The 18,875-nt window shown below is 34.3% G+C and carries 13 protein-coding genes and 1 other RNA gene; 7 read left to right on the plus strand and 7 right to left on the minus strand.

Features of this window, described 5'->3' with window-relative positions:
• Window positions 1-68: 68 nt before the first annotated feature.
• Window positions 69-1,208 carry a glycosyltransferase gene (locus tag RT250_RS12515; protein ID WP_313115142.1) on the plus strand — a complete coding sequence of 380 codons (1,140 nt, stop codon included), beginning with the start codon at window positions 69-71 and terminating at the stop codon, window positions 1,206-1,208.
• On the opposite strand, the gene RT250_RS12520 is transcribed toward RT250_RS12515, so the two are convergent.
• From RT250_RS12520 to RT250_RS12530, 3 genes are read right to left on the minus strand one after another with little or no spacing between them, the layout of a single operon-like run.
• Window positions 1,205-2,497, minus strand: a complete 1,293-nt coding sequence (locus RT250_RS12520; RefSeq protein WP_313115143.1) for an O-antigen translocase — start codon at window positions 2,495-2,497, stop codon at window positions 1,205-1,207. The genes RT250_RS12515 and RT250_RS12520 overlap by 4 nt on opposite strands.
• Entirely contained in the window at window positions 2,498-3,598 is a 1,101-nt protein-coding gene (locus RT250_RS12525; RefSeq protein WP_313115144.1) for a DegT/DnrJ/EryC1/StrS family aminotransferase, read from the minus strand.
• The gene (locus RT250_RS12530) at window positions 3,595-4,602 is read right to left on the minus strand and encodes a GNAT family N-acetyltransferase (protein ID WP_313115146.1); all 1,008 of its coding nucleotides are present in this window, start codon (window positions 4,600-4,602) and stop codon (window positions 3,595-3,597) included. Before RT250_RS12530 ends, RT250_RS12525 begins: the two co-directional genes overlap by 4 nt.
• A gap of 77 nt (window positions 4,603-4,679) precedes the next feature.
• On the opposite strand from RT250_RS12530, the gene RT250_RS12535 reads away from it, so the two are divergent.
• Together RT250_RS12535 and RT250_RS12540 are read left to right on the plus strand one after the other, a co-directional pair.
• A complete protein-coding gene (locus RT250_RS12535) occupies window positions 4,680-5,963 on the plus strand; it encodes a glycosyltransferase family 39 protein (RefSeq protein ID WP_313115147.1) in 1,284 nt (427 codons plus the stop codon).
• Window positions 5,960-7,105: a glycosyltransferase family 2 protein gene (locus RT250_RS12540; RefSeq protein ID WP_313115148.1), complete on the plus strand. Its 1,146-nt coding sequence runs from the start codon at window positions 5,960-5,962 to the stop codon at window positions 7,103-7,105. The genes RT250_RS12535 and RT250_RS12540 overlap by 4 nt, the downstream gene beginning before the upstream one ends.
• 48 nt (window positions 7,106-7,153) lie before the next feature.
• On the opposite strand, the gene RT250_RS12545 is transcribed toward RT250_RS12540, so the two are convergent.
• Window positions 7,154-8,137 carry a hypothetical protein gene (locus RT250_RS12545; protein WP_313115149.1) on the minus strand — a complete coding sequence of 328 codons (984 nt, stop codon included), beginning with the start codon at window positions 8,135-8,137 and terminating at the stop codon, window positions 7,154-7,156.
• A gap of 177 nt (window positions 8,138-8,314) precedes the next feature.
• Complete coding sequence (gene typA / locus RT250_RS12550; protein ID WP_313115150.1) at window positions 8,315-10,108, minus strand: translational GTPase TypA; 1,794 nt, start codon at window positions 10,106-10,108, stop codon at window positions 8,315-8,317.
• Window positions 10,109-10,287: 179 nt separating this feature from the next.
• Here typA and kdsA point away from each other — a divergent pair, with 179 nt between their 5' ends.
• From kdsA to RT250_RS12565, 3 genes are all read left to right on the plus strand, one after another.
• A complete protein-coding gene (gene kdsA, locus RT250_RS12555; RefSeq protein WP_313115151.1) occupies window positions 10,288-11,106 on the plus strand; it encodes a 3-deoxy-8-phosphooctulonate synthase in 819 nt (272 codons plus the stop codon).
• Between the two features lie 800 nt (window positions 11,107-11,906).
• Window positions 11,907-13,877, plus strand: coding sequence for a DUF3858 domain-containing protein (locus RT250_RS12560; protein WP_313115152.1), 1,971 nt, complete (start codon window positions 11,907-11,909; stop codon window positions 13,875-13,877).
• Between the two features lie 25 nt (window positions 13,878-13,902).
• A complete protein-coding gene (locus RT250_RS12565) occupies window positions 13,903-15,873 on the plus strand; it encodes a DUF3858 domain-containing protein (protein ID WP_313115154.1) in 1,971 nt (656 codons plus the stop codon).
• 20 nt (window positions 15,874-15,893) lie between these two features.
• Here the strand turns inward: RT250_RS12565 and RT250_RS12570 are convergent, their stop codons facing one another.
• Window positions 15,894-16,691, minus strand: a complete 798-nt coding sequence (locus RT250_RS12570) for an SDR family NAD(P)-dependent oxidoreductase (RefSeq protein WP_313115166.1) — start codon at window positions 16,689-16,691, stop codon at window positions 15,894-15,896.
• Between the two features lie 35 nt (window positions 16,692-16,726).
• Window positions 16,727-17,935 (minus strand): NAD(P)-dependent oxidoreductase, encoded by a 1,209-nt coding sequence (locus RT250_RS12575; RefSeq protein ID WP_313115167.1) that lies wholly within the window; start codon window positions 17,933-17,935, stop codon window positions 16,727-16,729.
• 169 nt (window positions 17,936-18,104) lie between these two features.
• Between RT250_RS12575 and ssrA the strand changes: the two genes are divergently transcribed.
• Window positions 18,105-18,503, plus strand: a transfer-messenger RNA (tmRNA) gene (gene ssrA / locus RT250_RS12580).
• Window positions 18,504-18,875 lie beyond the last annotated feature (372 nt).

Genomic DNA, 18,875 nt, shown 5'->3' on the forward strand with positions numbered 1-18,875 from the left:
CGAAAATGAAATCGAAATCGAAGTTGAAATCGAAATCGAAATAATAAATTAGAGAATATTACATACCGATGAAAGTTTTATTAATAGGTGAATATAGCCGACTGCACAATTCATTAAAAAAAGGATTAGAGGTTTTAGGACACGAAGTAACGCTTGTGGGTACTGGCGATATGTTTAAAAAATTTCCTGTAGATGAAAGCATTAGAGCAGAATGGCTAAGTGATAAAACTTTCCCTTTATTTTTTAGAAAAATATGGTTACGTCTCTTTAAAAAAGATCCCGCACAGTGGGAAATAGGCTATCGCTTTAAAAAATTACTGCCGAAACTTAAAGATTATGATGTTGTTCAACTCATAAATTCGCATAGTATTGGCACCTATCCTGAATTTGAAATTAAGCTTCTAAAAACACTATTTGTACAGAATGGAAAGGTGTTTTTAATGGGTTGTGGCGATGATTATCCGGTTATAAAATCATATCTAGACGGTAGTATGCGCTACCATATGCTTACGCCCTATTTAGCGCCAAATTCAAAAATGAAGGCAGATTTTGCCTTAAAATACCTTACCGAACCCTACAAAGAACTGTTTCACTTTGTATATAAAAATGCAAAAGCTGTTATTCCAAGCGATATGGATTATGTGATTCCCTGGCGAGGTTGGGACAAGGTTGCAGCACTTATTCCGAATCCAATTATAATTTCAGAAGAATATACTCCCATTAAAATTGAAAACAGAAAAATTAGAATCCTGTTTGGAATAAACACAATGAACTATGAGAAGAAGGGATATCGATTTTTTGATGAAGCCTTAGATATAATCGAAGAGAAATATCCTGAACTAGTTGAAATTAAACGCACCAAAAACTTGCCGTTTAGCCAATATGTAAAAGAATTGGAGCATTGTGATATTTTAATGGACAATGTTTACGCTTACGATCAGGGTTATAATGCCCTGGAAGCTATGTCTCGCGGGAAGGTAGTGTTTGGAGGAGCCGAAAAAGAATTTATGGAGCATTTTAAGCTTAAGGAAAGAGTAGCCATAAATGCACTACCCGATGCTAAAAAAATTGCTGAAGAACTTGAATATCTAGTTTTAAATCCTGACAAAATTGAAAGCATTGGGAGTAATGCAAGGAAGTTTATTGAAAAAGAACACAACTATATAATAGTTACTGAAAAATATCTCGATGCTTGGAAATCTACTTAAACCTCAGCTTTTATTTTATTTTTTCTGAAATAACGTATTATTAAAAATAAAACTACCAAAAAGTAAATTACATATCTAAAGAAGTGTGCCATAACAATCCCCTCCATTCCATAACTATTAACCAAATAATTGGCAAATCCATAAAACAAAGCAATGGAGAGTATTTCAGTGAATACATAGTTTATTACTAGTTTTTTAGCCAAAAATTGATGTGCCAAAACCAAAGAAGCTAACCGAACAAAATCACCCATCAATTGCCATTTAAAAAGTTCGGCCATTTCGACTTGCCCCGGGTAAATTAACTCTATAATTATATTTCTAAATAAAAAAACCAATACCATCCCTCCTGCAAAAAGAGGCAGAAGCACTTTATAAATAGACAGCACTTCTTTTTTAAAATTTTCGGCACTGTGAATTCCAGCAAATTTCGGAATTACGTACAGGGTAAAAATTGAAGCTGAAAAAACCATGTAATTATTGGAAATAAAAGTCATATTAGTCCAGATACCAGACTCCCGTCCCGAAATTTTATCTTCCAGCATGGCGCGAATATCAATATCTACCAGAGGGATTAGAACTGACGAAACAAAAGACATTAAGGTAAAAGCCAAGAGTGCTCTTGCCATGGGAGCTTTTATTCTCAAGCTTTTAAACTGAATATATTCCCTGAGAACCTTAATAAAAAAAAACAACATTACCGAAACCTGAATAACAGGAGTAATTATAATTGACACTAAAACCCCCTCTAGATTGAACTGAAAGAGAAAAAAAACTGTTAAAATTGTACTTAACAGATAGCTAAACAATTCAATTTTAGCAAATTTCTTATATTCGGAAAGACCGTTGATTATACCATTAAAGATTCTTTGAACAGCTATAAATGGAACGATTACAGCAATTAATTTCACTAAAAATGAAAACTCTGTAGTTGAAAACAAATACGTACTTATTTCTGAAGAAAACAATAGCAGTACTGTACTTGTTATCGAAACACCTATAATTAAAAAAACAAATACCGTAGAAAATAAACGTTGTAATTTTATTTCCTCATTTTTATATTCTGCAATGTATTTTACAATTCCATTAAATGTCCCTAATGAAGTAACCGAAGTTAAAAGCTGCGAGAAACTTCTGAGTTGCCCTATTTTGTACTGCCCGACAGGCCCAACATACTCGGTCAATAATCGTTGGATGATAGCAGAAACAACCAATCTAATAAAGATCACCCCTGCATTCAAAGAGGTCATCTTCAACAATAAATTCCTCTTTATAAAACCTGGAATCTTCAACTAGTATGCGTTTAAAGTTTTTATAATCTTTTCCACATCAGCATCAGTCATTATCGGACTTATTGGAATACTTATCACTTCGTCGTGAATCTTTTCAGTATTTGGAAAACTAAAATGTGAATACTCTGAAAGGGCTTCTTGCTTATGGGGTGGAATTGGGTAATGAATTAAATGACCTATTCCATTTCTATCCAAGTAATCTATAAATCCGTTTCTATTATCAACGCGAACAACAAACAAGTGAAAAATATGACTATCACTTCCGTCGTATTTTGGAAGGATTATCTTTTTATTGCTAATCTCTGCAGTATATTTTTTCGCGATCGTTCTTCTGCGTTCATTATCATCGTCTAAGTAAGGTAACTTACAATTCATAAAGGCGGCTTGAAGCTCGTCAAGTCGAGAATTGAACCCTGAAATTTCATTTACATATTTAGTGGTAGCGCCATAATTACGAAGTTTAGTAATTACTTCGGCTAAGGCATCGTCGTTTGTGGTAACCGCTCCCCCATCCCCAAGAGCGCCAAGGTTTTTGGTGGGATAAAAACTAAACCCCGCAGCATCCCCAAGATTCCCAGCTCGCTTTCCATTATTTGCTATTGCCCCATGGGCTTGGGCAGCATCTTCAATTACCAAAAGATTGTTTTCTTTAGCAATCGTTAAAATTTCATCTATAGCTGAAATCTGCCCGTAAAGATGCACAGGCATAATTGCTTTTGTGGTACCTGAAATTGAATTTTGTAAGGAAATTAAATCAAAATTGTAGGTGTCTAAATCTGCTTCTACAAGTACAGGTTTTAATCCCGCTTGCTTAATGGCGAGTATCGTGGCTATATAAGTATTGGAGGCTACTAGCACCTCATCGTTCTCTTTTAGCTTCCCAAGAACCTTGTACCCTTCTAAAATCAATCGTAAGGCATCCAATCCATTTCCTACACCCACACAATGATTTGTACCACAATAGCGCGCAAAGTTGGCTTCAAAGAGCTTTACTTGGCTTCCCAGAACATAATAGCCTGAATCTAAAAACTGTTGAAAGCTATTTTGAAAGGCTGTTTCAAAGCGTTGATTTATACCTTTTAAATCTAGAAATGGAATCATACAAAAATGGGTTCTAAGTTTTTATAGTTTGAAGTTTTCACTTTATAAAAAGGCTGAGCGATACTTCTACCGCCAAAACATTCTTTCCAATAAAGTAAGCCTTCGTTAATATTTTTTCCTTGATTTTCGTTGGAAGCTCCAAAGTCAAAATACAACTTTTCAGCAAAGCGCTCTCGCAACAAGTATTCAAATAAAAAATCCAGAGTACCCAGTTGTTGTTTATCCTGATTAGCCGAAATATATTGCGCGTGTGCAACTGTATCTGTTTCAAAGATAGTTGCGCCACCAACAAGAACAGCATCTTTATAAACATTAAATTGCTTAATGTTTTTAGGAAAAGTATTAGCTAATAATTTAATTTCCGCCAAACTGTGGACAGGCGAAGCTCCGTGTTTCAGTAAGAGATTTGGAATAAGGATTTGATTCCAAAACCCTTCAAAATTATCAGTCTCTTCAATTTTAAGATTTTGGTTAATTCCTTTTTTAACCCCTTCCATTCTGTTGGACGCAATTTTAATCGGGTTTCTATTATCAATTACACATAGTAAATCTACGCGATAAGGCTTTGCTTCCACAATATTAAACAACCAATCTAATTCGTCTGAAGGCACCCGATGATATATTCTAGGCGTTTGCTTTATGAAAACCTCAGCAATCTCCGCTTCATCCAAATACTTTAAAATACTTTTAAAAATAAGAGAAGTCTCTTTAAACTTAACCGAAGTCTTTAGAATTATTCCGCCGTAACTAAGCCCTTGATGCGAGTAAACTATCTTTTCTATCACGTTGGCAGGAAATACGGCTACCACTTTGTTTTTCTTGTAAACAATAAGAGAGTAGTCTGTAAAACGATCGGAGTGATAGTCCATAAAATCTCTGTGGAATAGAAATGTGCCGTTTTTTGAAGACATCACAAAGTTATTCCACAAAGCTTTATCTTCAGGAGCATATTTTTTTACTGTAAAAGTACTAGTGTCCAATGATTTTGCTTTTAAAAATGACATTTTACATTATCCTGTAAAACTAAAATTTATTTTTAGTTTTACAGTTCTATACATAACATATTAAAACCTCCAATTAATTGAAATATTCTTTAAAGTTTACAAAAGTTTCAAAAAAGGATATTTTATGGCTATTACTATATATTGGCGTTTTTATATATTTTGTTTTTCAACCTCCAATATATTCGCCAGACACTGGAAGCTATTGGCATCTGGATGTATTTCGATACCCCATCTACCCGCTGTTTTTAAGAGGATTCGAATTTATTTTTGGCAATAATTATTGGACTGCCGTTGTGGCTTTTCAATTACTATTCGTTTTAGGTTCTATTCAAGTTTTCTTTAAAAACATCTCAAATTTACTGAAACTAAACTTTGTATTGGAGTTGCTATTATTTGCAATCCTATTATTCCCGATATTTCCTCCCTTACTTACCGCAAACAACTTAGCTTCCGAAGGACTTTCGTATCCGCTATATTTATTATTAATAACCTTCGGCGTAGACTTTCTATTTAGAGAGAAGACAAAAAGAATTTATTTTTTTTCAGCCGTCTTTGTTGCTTTAGCACTAACTCGTGGGCAGTTTGTAATTATCGTTCCAATTATAATTTTCCTCTTGCTTCTGAAACACAAGAAGAATATTTTCAGAAAATCGCATTTAAAATATTTGCTGTTGCTTATCCTACTACCTATTATAACCAACACCCTAGACGCCACTTATAGAAAAGCAGTTCATAAACACTTTATTACTACACCCTTTACTTTTACAAATGCTCTTACGCTTCCGCTATATATTTCAGAGAAAAAAGACAGTTCACTTTTTGAAAACCCAGCCCATAAAGCTATCTTTCTTAAAACGTATAAACGCATAGATAGTTTAGGGTTATTGAGCTCCAAAGTTGAAGGGGATTATAGCGAAAAATATCAAGTTTTTCACGATAACTTTCCTTATATATGCAATCAAAGTTTTCACAATATAGGGAGGGAGTATTACAAAGATGAAAACGACCCCTTTAAAAGCGCTATAGATACTGAAATAGCTGCGAAACAAATGTTTCCGGAACTCTTAAAAGCACATTTTAAAGATTATATTTCGCTTTATTACACCAGTGTAATGCACGGCTTTTATTCGGTATTTATTTTTATTTTCTTTGTTATTATCTGTATTTACAGCGGCTTAAAATGTTTGAAAAAATTTAATTTAGAAAACGGTTTACTGTTTTTTGGAAGTCTTTTAATATTATCTAATGCATTAATTGTAGCTGTGGCAGTTCATACAATTATGAGGTATGTATTCTATAATTTTGCAATGGCATTTATTATTATAGTATTACTCTCTAAAAAATTAACCTACACAAGATGAATATAGAACTAAGCATAGTAATGCCGTGTCTGAACGAAGCTGAAACACTTGCAGTTTGCATAAATAAAGCGCAATCGTTTTTTGAACGCGAAAATATTAACGGGGAAGTAATTATTGCGGATAATGGCAGCACCGATGGTTCTCAAAAAATTGCAACCGACTTAAACGCAACGGTGGTTAATGTGCCTCAAAAAGGGTATGGAAGCGCCTTACGCGGGGGCATTGAAGCTGCAAATGGAAAATATGTAATTATGGGTGATGCTGATGACAGTTACGACTTTAGCAACCTGATGCCTTATGTGATAAAACTTCGTGAAGGGTATGATTTAGTAATGGGTAACCGTTTTAAAGGTGGTATTAAAAAAGGGGCTATGCCTTTTCTTCATAAATACTTAGGGAATCCCGTGCTCTCATTTATTGGAAGGCTATTCTTTAAAAGTAAAATTGGAGATTTTCATTGTGGTCTGCGTGGGTTTAGTAAAGAAGCATATTACAAAATGGAGCTTAAAACTACAGGAATGGAGTTTGCCAGTGAAATGATTGTAAAATCCAGCCTTAAAGACTTAAAAATTACTGAGGTTAACACCATTCTCTCTCCAGATGGACGCTCCCGCCCTCCACATTTAAATACTTGGCGAGATGGATGGAGACATTTACGGTTTTTAGTGCTTTATAGTCCTAATTGGCTCTTTTTAATCCCAGGATTGTTACTTTTTATCTTTGGGATTATAACTTCTAGCTTTTTACTGTTTGGAACGGTAAGTATAGGCTCAGTAAATTTTGGAGTTCATACACTTCTCTTCACTTCAGGTTTTGTATTGATTGGCTTTCAATTTATTCTTTTTTATGGCCTTACTAAAGTGTTTACTGTAGAAAATGAATTACTCCCAAAATCGAATAAATATGATAAACTCTTTAAATTAATCAATTTAGAAAAAGGGTTGATTGTTGGGGCTATACTAGTGATAATTGGAATTATACTAAGCTTTTCTGCCTATTTTGATTGGCAAGCAATAAATTTTGGAGATATAGAAAACACTTCTACCCTTCGAAGCGTTATCCCCGCAATTACCCTAATGCTATTAGGCGTGCAAGTGATTTTGTTTAGCTTATTTTTCAGTATCCTAGGATTAAAAAAATAGCAGCTTTTCTTAAATACTTGTTGTAATAATTTAAATACTCAAGAGCTTCTAAAAAGGTAAAGTAATAGTTTCTGGTTTGATGAATTCTTTAGAATATGGATTTTCTAAAAAACTTAGCGGAGGTTTCTGAAACCTGAGAATATCTTCTCGCTCTATACCATAAACACTCCAATAATTTGAAAGCAACTGTGCAAAAATATTTTCATCCCAAAATCCAAAAATTGGTTTTTCGGCAGTACCTTCTATTGGAAGCGCTTCAATAGTAATCCCATTTTCGCCGCTTTCAATGTTAAACTCAGGCTTGTACTGTAGAATATAGTCGGAATAGTGGAAACGTGCATATAACTCTTCAAATTGAATAGGATGCAATACGTTTCCTTTCATTTTATCTAGAATATCTTTCTGACTTTCACCAATGATACCAGCGTCTTGCAAACAAGCAATAAATCCGAAGCCATTTACACCAAACGAGAACATCAAGTTAATAGCATCATCGCGATAGCTAAAAATATCTGCTGAATATTTAAGCGGGAAAATTGCAATACTCCAAGGTTTTTTTCCAACAAAGGAAACAGGTTCGATAATAGATTGAAGCATTAGGTGAAATTGTCCAAAGCGTTCTCTTAACGCTAGCGAGAGTTTAAAATCTTCGCCTAAGCGTAATAGCCTATCCCTTTCATATAGCATTTCGTAATAAAGCAGGCCATACACCATTCTACCCGACCATTGGAAAATAAGCTCCTCGTCGAGCGCTGCCATTCCTTCATAGCCATCTTTGTATGCTTCTTGAATTTTAAGGTCTAATTCATCAAAAGCTTTTTTCACTTTAGGTGAACACGGTAATTCCAAATCGGCATACGTATAAGACTTGGTTTTATCCATCATCTCAATCTTTTCATCTCCAAACTTAAAATGATCCATTAACCACTGAGGGAAAACCGACATTTTTTCATTTGTTAAATCTCCAGTAAGAAAACAAAAGTGTTCGTCAAAAATTAATTCTAAGTAAGGATTAAAAAGCATTTCGGCCATAAAAGTTCGGGAATTAATCTTAAGATATTTTTTTTGCAAATATAGCCATTAGCTTACATTAGGTCTGATGCATTTGCAAAAAGATTGTTCCAAAAAAAAAGACATAAGACTTGAATTTAGTTTAAAAACTAAAATCAATTGTCTTACGTCCTTTATAAAAAGGTTATATACCTTTAATTATATTTTGTTTCTCTTACGATCAACCTCTCTTAAGTGAATTTTACGAATTCTCAAGTGGTTTGGAGTAACCTCAACGTATTCATCTTTTTGAATGTATTCTAAAGCTTCTTCTAATGAAAACTTAATTGCAGGAACAATCTTTGCTTTATCATCAGCTCCAGAAGAACGTACGTTCGAAAGTTTTTTAGTTTTAGTGATGTTAACTGTCATATCATCTTGACGAGAGTTTTCACCAATTACCTGCCCTTCGTAAATATCTTCACCTGGATCTACAAAAAACTTACCTCTATCTTGTAACTTATCTATAGAATAAGGGATAGCTGTTCCAGTTTCCATAGAAACTAAAGATCCGTTTTGTCTTTCTGGAATTCCACCTTTTAACGGTTGGTATTCTAGAAAACGGTGCGTCATAATTGCTTCACCTGCTGTTGCTGTAAGTAATTGGTTACGCAAACCAATAATTCCACGAGATGGAATAACGAATTTACAAACCATACGGTCTCCTTTTCCTTCCATACTCAGCATTTCCCCTTTACGAATGGTCACCATATTAATAGCGGTTCCACTTACGGTTTCAGGTAAATCGATAGTCATTTCTTCAACTGGCTCACATTTTACACCGTCAATTTCCTTAACGATAACTTGTGGTTGTCCAATTTGAAGTTCATAACCTTCACGACGCATTGTTTCAATTAAAACTGAAAGGTGCAAAACGCCACGGCCAAAAACCATAAATTTATCTGCACTATCCGTCGGCAGCATACGCAACGCAAGGTTTTTCTCTAATTCCTTTTCAAGTCTTTCCTTAATGTGGCGCGATGTAACGAATTTTCCATCTTTTCCAAAGAAAGGTGAATCGTTAATAGTGAAAAGCATACTCATTGTAGGCTCATCAATCGCTATTGTTTGTAGTGCTTCAGGATTTTCTGCATCGGCAATAGTATCACCAATTTCGAAACCTTCAAGACCTACTAAAGCACAGATGTCTCCAGGTTGTACTTCCGTAACTTTCTTACGGCCCATCCCTTCAAAAGTGTGGATTTCTTTAATTTTTGACTTTACAATTGAGCCATCTCGCTTCACTAAGGCTACTTGTAAACCTTCTTTCAATACACCTCTTTGTAAACGACCAATTGCGATTCTTCCTGTAAATGAAGAAAAGTCTAAAGATGTAATCAACATTTGTAGCGATCCCTCTTCAGCTTTAAAAGAAGGTACGTGTTCTAAAACCATATCTAATAAAGGTTCAAGAGAATCGGTTGGTTTTTGCCAATCTGTACTCATCCAGTTCTGTTTTGCAGAACCATATACAGTAGGGAAATCAAGTTGCCATTCTTCGGCACCTAATTCGAACATTAAGTCGAAAATAGATTCGTGTACCTCATCTGGAGTACAGTTATCTTTATCTACTTTATTTACAACCACACAAGGCTTTAAACCTAGATCGATAGCTTTTTGTAATACAAATCGAGTTTGTGGCATTGGACCTTCAAAAGCATCTACTAAAAGTAATACTCCGTCGGCCATATTCAATACTCTTTCTACTTCACCACCAAAATCGGCGTGACCAGGAGTATCGATAATATTTATTTTTGTGTCTTTATAAACTACAGAAACGTTTTTTGATGTAATAGTAATTCCTCTTTCACGTTCAAGGTCATTGTTATCTAAGATAAGCTCACCAGACTGTTCGTTTTCACGGAAAAGACTACAGTGGTGCATAATTTTATCAACCAGGGTAGTTTTACCGTGGTCAACGTGGGCAATAATGGCGATGTTTTTAATTTTCATAAACTTCCTCCTTTTTTTTGGAGGGTGCAAAAGTAGTGTTTATAAGTGGATTAGAAACAAAAGTTAACATTTTATTTTTATTTGAGCAAACAAGTTAATTTTCAATTATTAACATCAAATAATATATGCAATATATCAGAAGTGTAAAATAACTATCTTTACAGTGTTAAAAATAAAATATGAAACTTGAATTAATCCCCCATATAAAACACCTCAATTCTAACAACTTTTTCCTACTTGCAGGACCTTGTGCTATTGAAGGTGAAGAAATGGCAATGCAGATTGCCGAAAAAATTGTAAAAATTACCGACAAGCTTGAAATCCCTTTCATCTTTAAGGGAAGTTTTAAAAAAGCAAACCGAAGTAGGATTGATAGCTTCACAGGAATTGGCGACGAAAAAGCATTGAAGATTCTTAAAAAAGTATCCAACACTTTTAATGTACCAACAGTTACCGATATTCACGAAGTAAGTGATGCAGTAATGGCTGCGGAATATGTTGATGTATTGCAAATCCCTGCATTTTTGGTTCGTCAAACAGACTTAGTTGTGGCTGCTGCTAATACAGGAAAAGTTGTGAATTTGAAGAAAGGACAATTTATGAGTCCTGAGAGCATGAAGCACGCGGTTACTAAAGTTACCGACTCCAAAAACGAGCAAGTAATTATTACCGACCGCGGAACGATGTTTGGTTATCAGGATATGATTGTGGACTTTAGAGGAATTCCTACTATGAAACAATACGCGCCAGTAGTTTTAGATGTGACTCACAGTTTACAACAACCAAATCAATCGGCTGGAGTTACAGGTGGACGCCCAGAAATGATTTCTACAATTGCAAAGGCTGGAATTGCAACTGGCGTAGATGGAATATTTATTGAAACCCACTTCGACCCTGCAAATGCAAAAAGCGATGGTGCCAATATGTTAAATCTAAATTTGCTTGAAAAATTGCTATCAGATCTTGTAGCGATTAGAAAAACAATTAACCAACTATAACTGTATTCCTATTTAAGAATAAGGATTAGCTGCAGAAGCTATACATAATTTATAAATAAAATAAAGCGCCCTACCATCTCCTCAAATTGGTAGGGCACTTTTGGCTAAAAATCTTTATAAAAAAGACTCTTACATTTTATATCCAATGCTACGTAACAATTAAGCTATAAGAATTTAGATATGATACTTAATAACTCCCCAATTAAATAAGTATTCAAATATCAGTTTAATTACACATACAAAACAAGAGGTAAATCCCCCTAAATTTCCAATTAACCTCTGATTTTCAGTATTTTAATGAAAAAATATACAAAGAGATCCCTGCTTCACTCGGTAGATATAAACAAGAAGAAAGATATTTGTTAGATTCACTCCGATATTATTTTTACGGACCTACTTTCATTGAGCAACAAAACATTCCTTTAAAATCAAACGCGAAGTTTTAAAATAAAAAAGGCTGCCTATTAAAGACAACCTTTTTTTAGAATACTACATATTAACTCCCCAATTAATGTCTAGTGGTACAAAGATGTAACTTTTGTAAACGCGCTACAAGGGGGAAATCCCCCTATTTTGAAAAAAATGAGAGTTTTTTATATTAAATAGACAAAAAGAAACATAAGTCATTAATTTTAAAACGCTTAAAACTTCGTATTACTTTATCTAAAACACTTTTAGAGTTTTAATTGTTAGGGTAAAATACTTTTTCTGGATAGCACCTTTTTCCCTTAAAACCACTGAAAAAGTTTTTTAGCAGTAATAAATATTTTATTTTGCGAAGGATATCTGTTATTAATTTTATGAAATCTGAAAGGGTCTTTTTTCTAGTTTTACTTCTAAGCTTTTATTCCTTGCATGCTCAAAGTCCACGTTACAAAAAATTTGGAGAACCCACTAGTCATGATTTTGCAATAAATAAATATAATCCTGAACCTGATTCTCCAGGTGTGATTTTATATGAATCGGGAAACTATTACGCTAAATCTGTTGGAATTGGCATTTATCTTGTTAAAGAAGTTTATAGAAAAATTAAAGTTTTAAATGCTAAAAAGTTTAACTATACAGATGTAACTATACCTTATTATGAAGGAAATGGCAGGTATAAAGAAGAAGTTTTAGAATATGAAGCCATTACTCACAATGGCCCCGACCAAAGCCATGTTCCCGAAAGCGCATTCTTTACTGTAGAGAAGTCTAATTCTAGAAAATCATTAAAATTCACCTTTCCAAATGTTCAAGATGGAAGTATTTTAGAATACAAATACACAAAATTAACTCCGTTTTTTTATGACCTAGAGGGGTGGGAGTTTCAACATGAACTACCTACAATTTATAGTTTGTTTCAAACAGTAATGCCTGTCAATTTTAAGTATAACCGTATATTGTATGGTGATCAGCAATTAGTAATTAACAACACGACCCTCAAAAAGAATGGTTTTAAGCTTCCAAATGATAAGAGAGTTGATTCTGAAGTTCACTTATTCTCAATGGAGAACGTTCCTTCTTTTAGCGAAGAAGAATATATGCTTGGAAAAAAAAATTACGTTTCAAGAATTGTATACGAACCAGTATCATTTAAGAGTTTTAATGTTGAATGGAAAAAACAAGTTTTTACCCGAGATTGGAATGATATAGATAAGCTATTTAAAGAGGACGAGGATTTTGGTGATCAACTTGTTCAAAAAAACTATTTTAGAAGAAAATTACCAAAAGATATTTTAAATATTGAAAACGATCTAGAACGGGCTCAGGCCGTATATAGTTTTATTCAAAATGAATACACTTGGAATGGACAGTACTTTAACTATAATGAAAACGTAAAAGAAGCTTTCAAAAATAAATTAGGAAGTGTATCTGCTATAAATTTATCTTTAGTAAATGCTTTAGAAGCCGCAAATCTTAAAGCTAAACCTGTGTTATTGTCTACACGTGAAAACGGCTTACCCACAAAAGTTTATCCAATACTTTCAAATTTTAACTATGTGATCTCGATACTAATGATAAACGATGAGTTTATATCATTAGATGCTACAAATAAACATGCACCTTTTGGCATAATTCCTTTTCGTGCTCTTAACATTGACGGTCGGGTAATGGATTTTAACAAAGGCAGTTATTGGATACCTATAAAACCTTATAATAAAAATATTCTATTTTCACATTCAAAAATTTCAGCCGATACAAACGGAAGTTTTAAAGGAGTAGTAAATCAGACTAATTATGGCTATATAGGATTTAAAAAACGAAATACTATTGCAGAGGAAACTTTTCAAGAATACAGAAAAACTCAAGAAAACAAAAGCGCTGGAATTGAGATTGAAAACTTTCAAATAGAGGAGCTTAATAATATTGAGAAACCGCTTAAAGAGAACTATGAGGTAACTGTTGAACCTGAAATAGTAGGCGACAAAGTAATACTTCATCCTTTTTTCAATAAAACCTATATTTCTAAAAACCCATTTAATTTGGATGAGCGATATTATCCTATAGACTTTGGATTTCCATTTACCAATACCTATCTGGTATCTATAGATTTAGGTGAAGAATATCAGGTCGAACACCTCCCTTCTAGTAGAAGCATAAAACTTCAAGGTGATGATGGCGAATGTTCTGTAACCTATATAGCTGATGGCAACAAGGTGAATATTCGTTTTAATATGAAATTAAATTCATATCGTTATGCTCCCGAAGCTTACCCTGCACTCAAAGAATTTTTTGGCTCTATGGTTACCATGCTGAAAGATGAACCCATAATTTTAAAAAAAATATAACCCAACCATTCCTTATAATACCAATATGCCTTACTATAAACACAGCATCCTAATTTTATTTTTATTTGTTTTCACATTTACATTTTCACAAACACGAAAAACTGCGGTATTTGGCGAACCCACTTCCGAAGACTTCGATATAAATTCGTACGATCAAGATCCTGAAGCAGCTGGAGTTGTTCTTTTTGAAAGCGCTAAAAATTATGTCGAACTAGTGGATAATCATGTAAAACTAATTAAAGAGGTTCACGTAAAGACAAAAGTGTTTGACATTAGTAAATTCGATCAAGCGACAGTAAGAATACCTTTTTATAACAAAAAGAATAACAGCGAGAAGGTCACTAAAATTACCGCGATAACCCATAATGGTGCTGTAAAGACATTTGTAAATGATAAGGATATTTTTACTACAGATGAAACACCCAAATGGTCGATTAAAAGATTCACTTTCCCAAACATACAGAATGGTAGTATTTTAGAATATACCTACCGAGTAGAATCCACTTACTTTTCAAATATTCGAGGCTGGAAATTTCAAGGACCACTTCCAAAATTATATGTAGAACTGTATACCGACATTCCTGGTAATTTTAAATACAATAGAACGCTTTACGGAAATCTACCTTTATATATTAATGACGCAATTAAATCTAAAGCCTGCTTCTCTATTGAAGGCTTTGATGTTCACGCCGATTGTGAAAAAGCGACTTACGCTATGATAAATGTACCAGCCGTAAAAGAGGAAAAGTTTATGCTTTCCTCCGACAACTATTTAGCTAGTATGAAATATGAGCTTATTGAATTTGTAGACTTTAACCGAACTGTTCACCGATATACCAATGAATGGAAAGATGTAGATAAACATTTTCAATACGATAAAGATTATGGACGTCAACTTAAATATTCCAAGTTTTTTAAAAATGAACTTCCAGCTTCCCTATTTTCAAAGCAGGATAAGGTGGAAAAGGCAAAAGACATTTACTACTACATTCAAAGCAATATGAATTGGAATGGGCGATATGGTTATTCGGAAGAAGTGCGCGTTAAAGATGCATTTAATGAAAAATCTGGAAACAGCCATGAGATTAATTTCGCTCTATACAACGCCCTTGATGCTGCTGGTTTAACTGTAAACACTATGCTTATAACCACTCGTGATTACGCCCTTCCTACCAAACAACACCCTGTAATTGCCGATTTTATTTATGCAATAGTTGTTTTAGAAATTGAAGGCAATAAATATTTTTTAGATGCTACAGATAAATTCACACCCTTTGGCGTTTTACCCTTCCGCGCTCTTAGCACAGAAGGACGTTTAATGGACTTTAACAAAGGTAGTTATTGGGAAAAAATCATCCCTTTTAACAAAAACCTACATTATGTAAATATGCAACTTACTGCAGACGAATCTGGGTTATTTACCGGGAAAGCAAGTCAAGTGTCTACCGGATATGTATCAGTTGTAGAGCGAAAAGAATACAACGATTACAGAAAAGATATAATCGACAGAAAGAAACAAAGTAGAAATGAAAGCTTGGAAATTTCAGACCTTAAAATTGAAAATGAAAAAGACTTAGACAAGCCGTACAAAGAGACATTTAATTTTACGCTGAACGAACAACCAGTAGCAGATAATCTTTTTCTATATCCATTTTTAATGGAAACCTATTTTGGTGAAAATCCTTTTGTGAAAAAAGAAAGACTTTACCCTATAGATTTTGGTTTTCCAGTAATAAACAATTATTTAATAGCTATAGATGTCAACGATCAGTATAAAATCGAAAAAGTTCCTAGTAATAAGATTCTAAAACTCCCGGAAAACGATGGCGAGTTTTCAGTGGTTTACGATGTTTCAGGGAATAAAATAAACATCAGACTTAGCGTAAAACTGAACAATCCAAGTTTTGCTCCAGAAGCCTATAAATCACTGCAAGAATTTTTTATTGAGCTAATTAAAGTTCAAAACGAAGAGCCAATTCATCTGAAAAGAATTTAATTTTCAATAACAATAAAGCACTAATAATCCCGGTTTTTTTCTTGTATTTTACGAATTATGGCAGTTGAAGTACGTCTCGGTAGAAGGCGAGGAAGTCTAGATAAAAATCTATTAATTCTTCCCGGAACAGCTACCACTTTGCCCTTGTGCATTGCTTCATATCCATACTTAGCTACCTCTTTAGGACATCCAATATTGAAGTTGATTTTATTATTGGATGCATCTGCACCGTTTGAAACTACTTGTTGAAATGATGTTTTGGTTTGTCCAGGACACAGACAAGTTACAGTTACTCCTGAACCTTTTAATTCGTTGGCAATAGCTTCTGAAAAGGATAGAATATAGGCTTTAGATGCATAATATAACGACATTAAAGGCCCAGGCTGAAATGCTGCAAGTGAAGACATATTTAATATTTTCCCCTCACCTCTTTCCAGCATCCCTTTTAGAACTAACTTGGTTAAATGGGTTGTAGTCATCACGTGGAGGTTTAGCATATCCATTTCACGCTGCCAATCGGTATTGCTGAAAGTTCCAAATATTCCAAAACCTGCATTATTGATTAATACGTCTATAGGTTTGCCTTCAGTAGCTTCAAAAATTTGTTCTGCCACATTACTCTTACTCAAATCCTTGACAATAAGTTGAATATCTGAAGCGTATTGAGAAGTGAGATTGTTTTTAGTTTGCAACAATTTGTCTGCATCAATATCTGCTAAAATTAAATCATACCCATCCTTTGCTAATAACAAAGCAAGTTCGTACCCCAAGCCAGAAGCAGCTCCTGTTACAATTCCTGTTTTTTTATCTCGTTCAATAACTTAATCTTTTTTGCAATTATAAAATTGATTACCTACTCAACACCGTTTACATAATCGTTAAGGTATTCAAATTTTAAAGTTAATTTTCTTTCGCTGGTGGTCATTTGCGAACGTTTTAGAATTCCATCCTTATCGTCATTAAAAAACGCTGGAATCACGTTTTCTAAAAACATTTCGCCAAAACCTTCACTTGCATCTTTAGGTAATTCGCAAGGTAAATTATCTACAGCCATTACAGCTATAGAACCAGGAGTTCCTAACTTAGTTTCACTTTCGGTTATAGGGTCATATCCATAAAAAGGGTCTGCAATAGTTGAAGCGCGAATTGTACAAGCAACAGGACCATCGATGTCACAAGATACATCAGCAACAAAGTTGATTTTAAACTCAGGGTTTCTAGCATCTTCTCTAGTAAATAGATAGGGCGCATTATTTCCATAGAAGTGTCCAGAAATAAACATATCGCTCACTTTTGCATATTTCATAAAATCACTTTCATAGCCAGATGGATCTTTATAAAATTCTTTTTTATTGAACGTTCCACCATCTTTGCGTTTATTGTATTCAGAAACATCAATCAAGCAATATACAGGCTCATCAAATTCTTTAGTTAGGTAATCTTCATCACTTACTTCACGAATTTTTAAATGGTCCAAAACCTTTTTTGCTCCTTTAGTAACTTTACCTGTTCCTGAAAGAACAATTTTTATATTTGGGATGGTAATTTTATCCAATTCTGCTTTTACGGCATTTAAATCTGCCAAGTTTTCAACTTTAGGTAAATCATATAAATTATCGCGTAAACCTAAGCCTCTAAATCCATTATATGCACCAACTAAACCAGCGTAATAACCAAATCCTATCAAGCGTCTATTTGAATTGTTAACTATAGTTTCGTGATCGAACATTTCAATATTCTTCTCCAACATTGCCTTTAATAACTTACGGTTATACGGCTGTTTTTTAATTGTATGACTGAAGTAGAAATATTTTTTGTTAGGAATTAGGGCATCTACTGGAACCTCCTTTACACCAAGCATAACATCAGCCTCTGACACATCATCCAAAACGTCGAATCCTGCATTGCGGTAAGCCTCATCAGGAAAAATACGCACATCTGAAGATTCCACGACAATTCTTGCATCGGGAAACTCTTTTATGACTTCTTGACATTTTTCAGGTGAAAAAACTACACGACGGTCTGGCGGATTCTTACGTTCTTTTATAATAGCAAAGGTTATCGGCATTTTGGTATGTTTTTTGAATAAATGAGTATTGGAATTTATAGGAAAGCAAATGTAATAGATTTCTTGTATCTTTGCACGTTTGTTGGAAGCTAGATGATAGAGAAAAGGTGGCTTAAACGTTGTTTGTTTCTTTTAATCCTCTAAGAATCACTGACAAATAAATGGGGCCGACTGGTTTTGACAGCGGGTCTAATTGTATTGTAAGCATGCCGAGCGCTGGGATATAGCTCGTAAATATCATATTTCACACTTTTTAAACGGCGAGAATAACTACGCCCTAGCTGCATAATCTGAATCATAGTAGGATGTGCCTCGGCCCACAAGGTGGGCAAGCAGGAAGTCACTCAACGGCCTTGGTTTGCGGCGGTTGATTTAGTGGCTTCGTAAAAGTAAACCTAGCGATGCTAGTGCTTTGATGGCATCGTGAAACTCAAGTAAAGATAAGGAGTGCGTTGGTAGTTTTCGACCGGCAATCTCTCGAAAACCTAATTGAAAACTAAGCATGTAGAAAGCATTATGGTTGCACGTTTGGACGGGAGTTCGAATCTCCCCGGCTCCACTGATCACTTAGAAAACCACGCCAATAGGTGTGGTTTTGTTGTTTTATATAGAAATTGAGCTCGCTCAAAATTTCGGAATAAAAGAACAAAATAAGGACGCAGTCCGTGGTTTTCTATTTGCAGAACTGGTGCCCATGGAGATCACATTTTTTTTGTAATCTCCCCGGCTCCACTGATCACTTAGAAAACCACGCCATTAGGTGTGGTTTTGTTATTTTATGAAGAAATTGAGCTCGCTCAAAATTTCGGAATAAAAGAACAAAATAAGGACGCAGTCCGTGGTTTTCTGTTTGCAGAACTGTTGCCCATGGAGATCACTTATTTTCTGTAACCTCGCCGGCTTCACAATAAAAAATAATTGAAAATACAAGTGT

It is taken from the genome of Aequorivita sediminis, assembly GCF_032080575.2.
Taxonomy (GTDB): Bacteria; Bacteroidota; Bacteroidia; order Flavobacteriales; family Flavobacteriaceae; genus Aequorivita; species Aequorivita sediminis.

Bases quoted from the DNA above. Each gene is read 5' to 3' on its own strand.
- kdsA (WP_313115151.1), top strand. From the start codon at position 10,288: ATGAAACTTGAATTAATCCCCCATATAAAACACCTCAATTCTAACAAC.
- RT250_RS12530 (WP_313115146.1), bottom strand. From the start codon at position 4,602: ATGTCATTTTTAAAAGCAAAATCATTGGACACTAGTACTTTTACAGTA.
- typA (WP_313115150.1), bottom strand. From the start codon at position 10,108: ATGAAAATTAAAAACATCGCCATTATTGCCCACGTTGACCACGGTAAA.
- RT250_RS12525 (WP_313115144.1), bottom strand. From the start codon at position 3,598: ATGATTCCATTTCTAGATTTAAAAGGTATAAATCAACGCTTTGAAACA.
- RT250_RS12540 (WP_313115148.1), top strand. From the start codon at position 5,960: ATGAATATAGAACTAAGCATAGTAATGCCGTGTCTGAACGAAGCTGAA.
- RT250_RS12545 (WP_313115149.1), bottom strand. From the start codon at position 8,137: ATGGCCGAAATGCTTTTTAATCCTTACTTAGAATTAATTTTTGACGAA.
- RT250_RS12565 (WP_313115154.1), top strand. From the start codon at position 13,903: ATGCCTTACTATAAACACAGCATCCTAATTTTATTTTTATTTGTTTTC.
- RT250_RS12515 (WP_313115142.1), top strand. From the start codon at position 69: ATGAAAGTTTTATTAATAGGTGAATATAGCCGACTGCACAATTCATTA.
- RT250_RS12560 (WP_313115152.1), top strand. From the start codon at position 11,907: ATGAAATCTGAAAGGGTCTTTTTTCTAGTTTTACTTCTAAGCTTTTAT.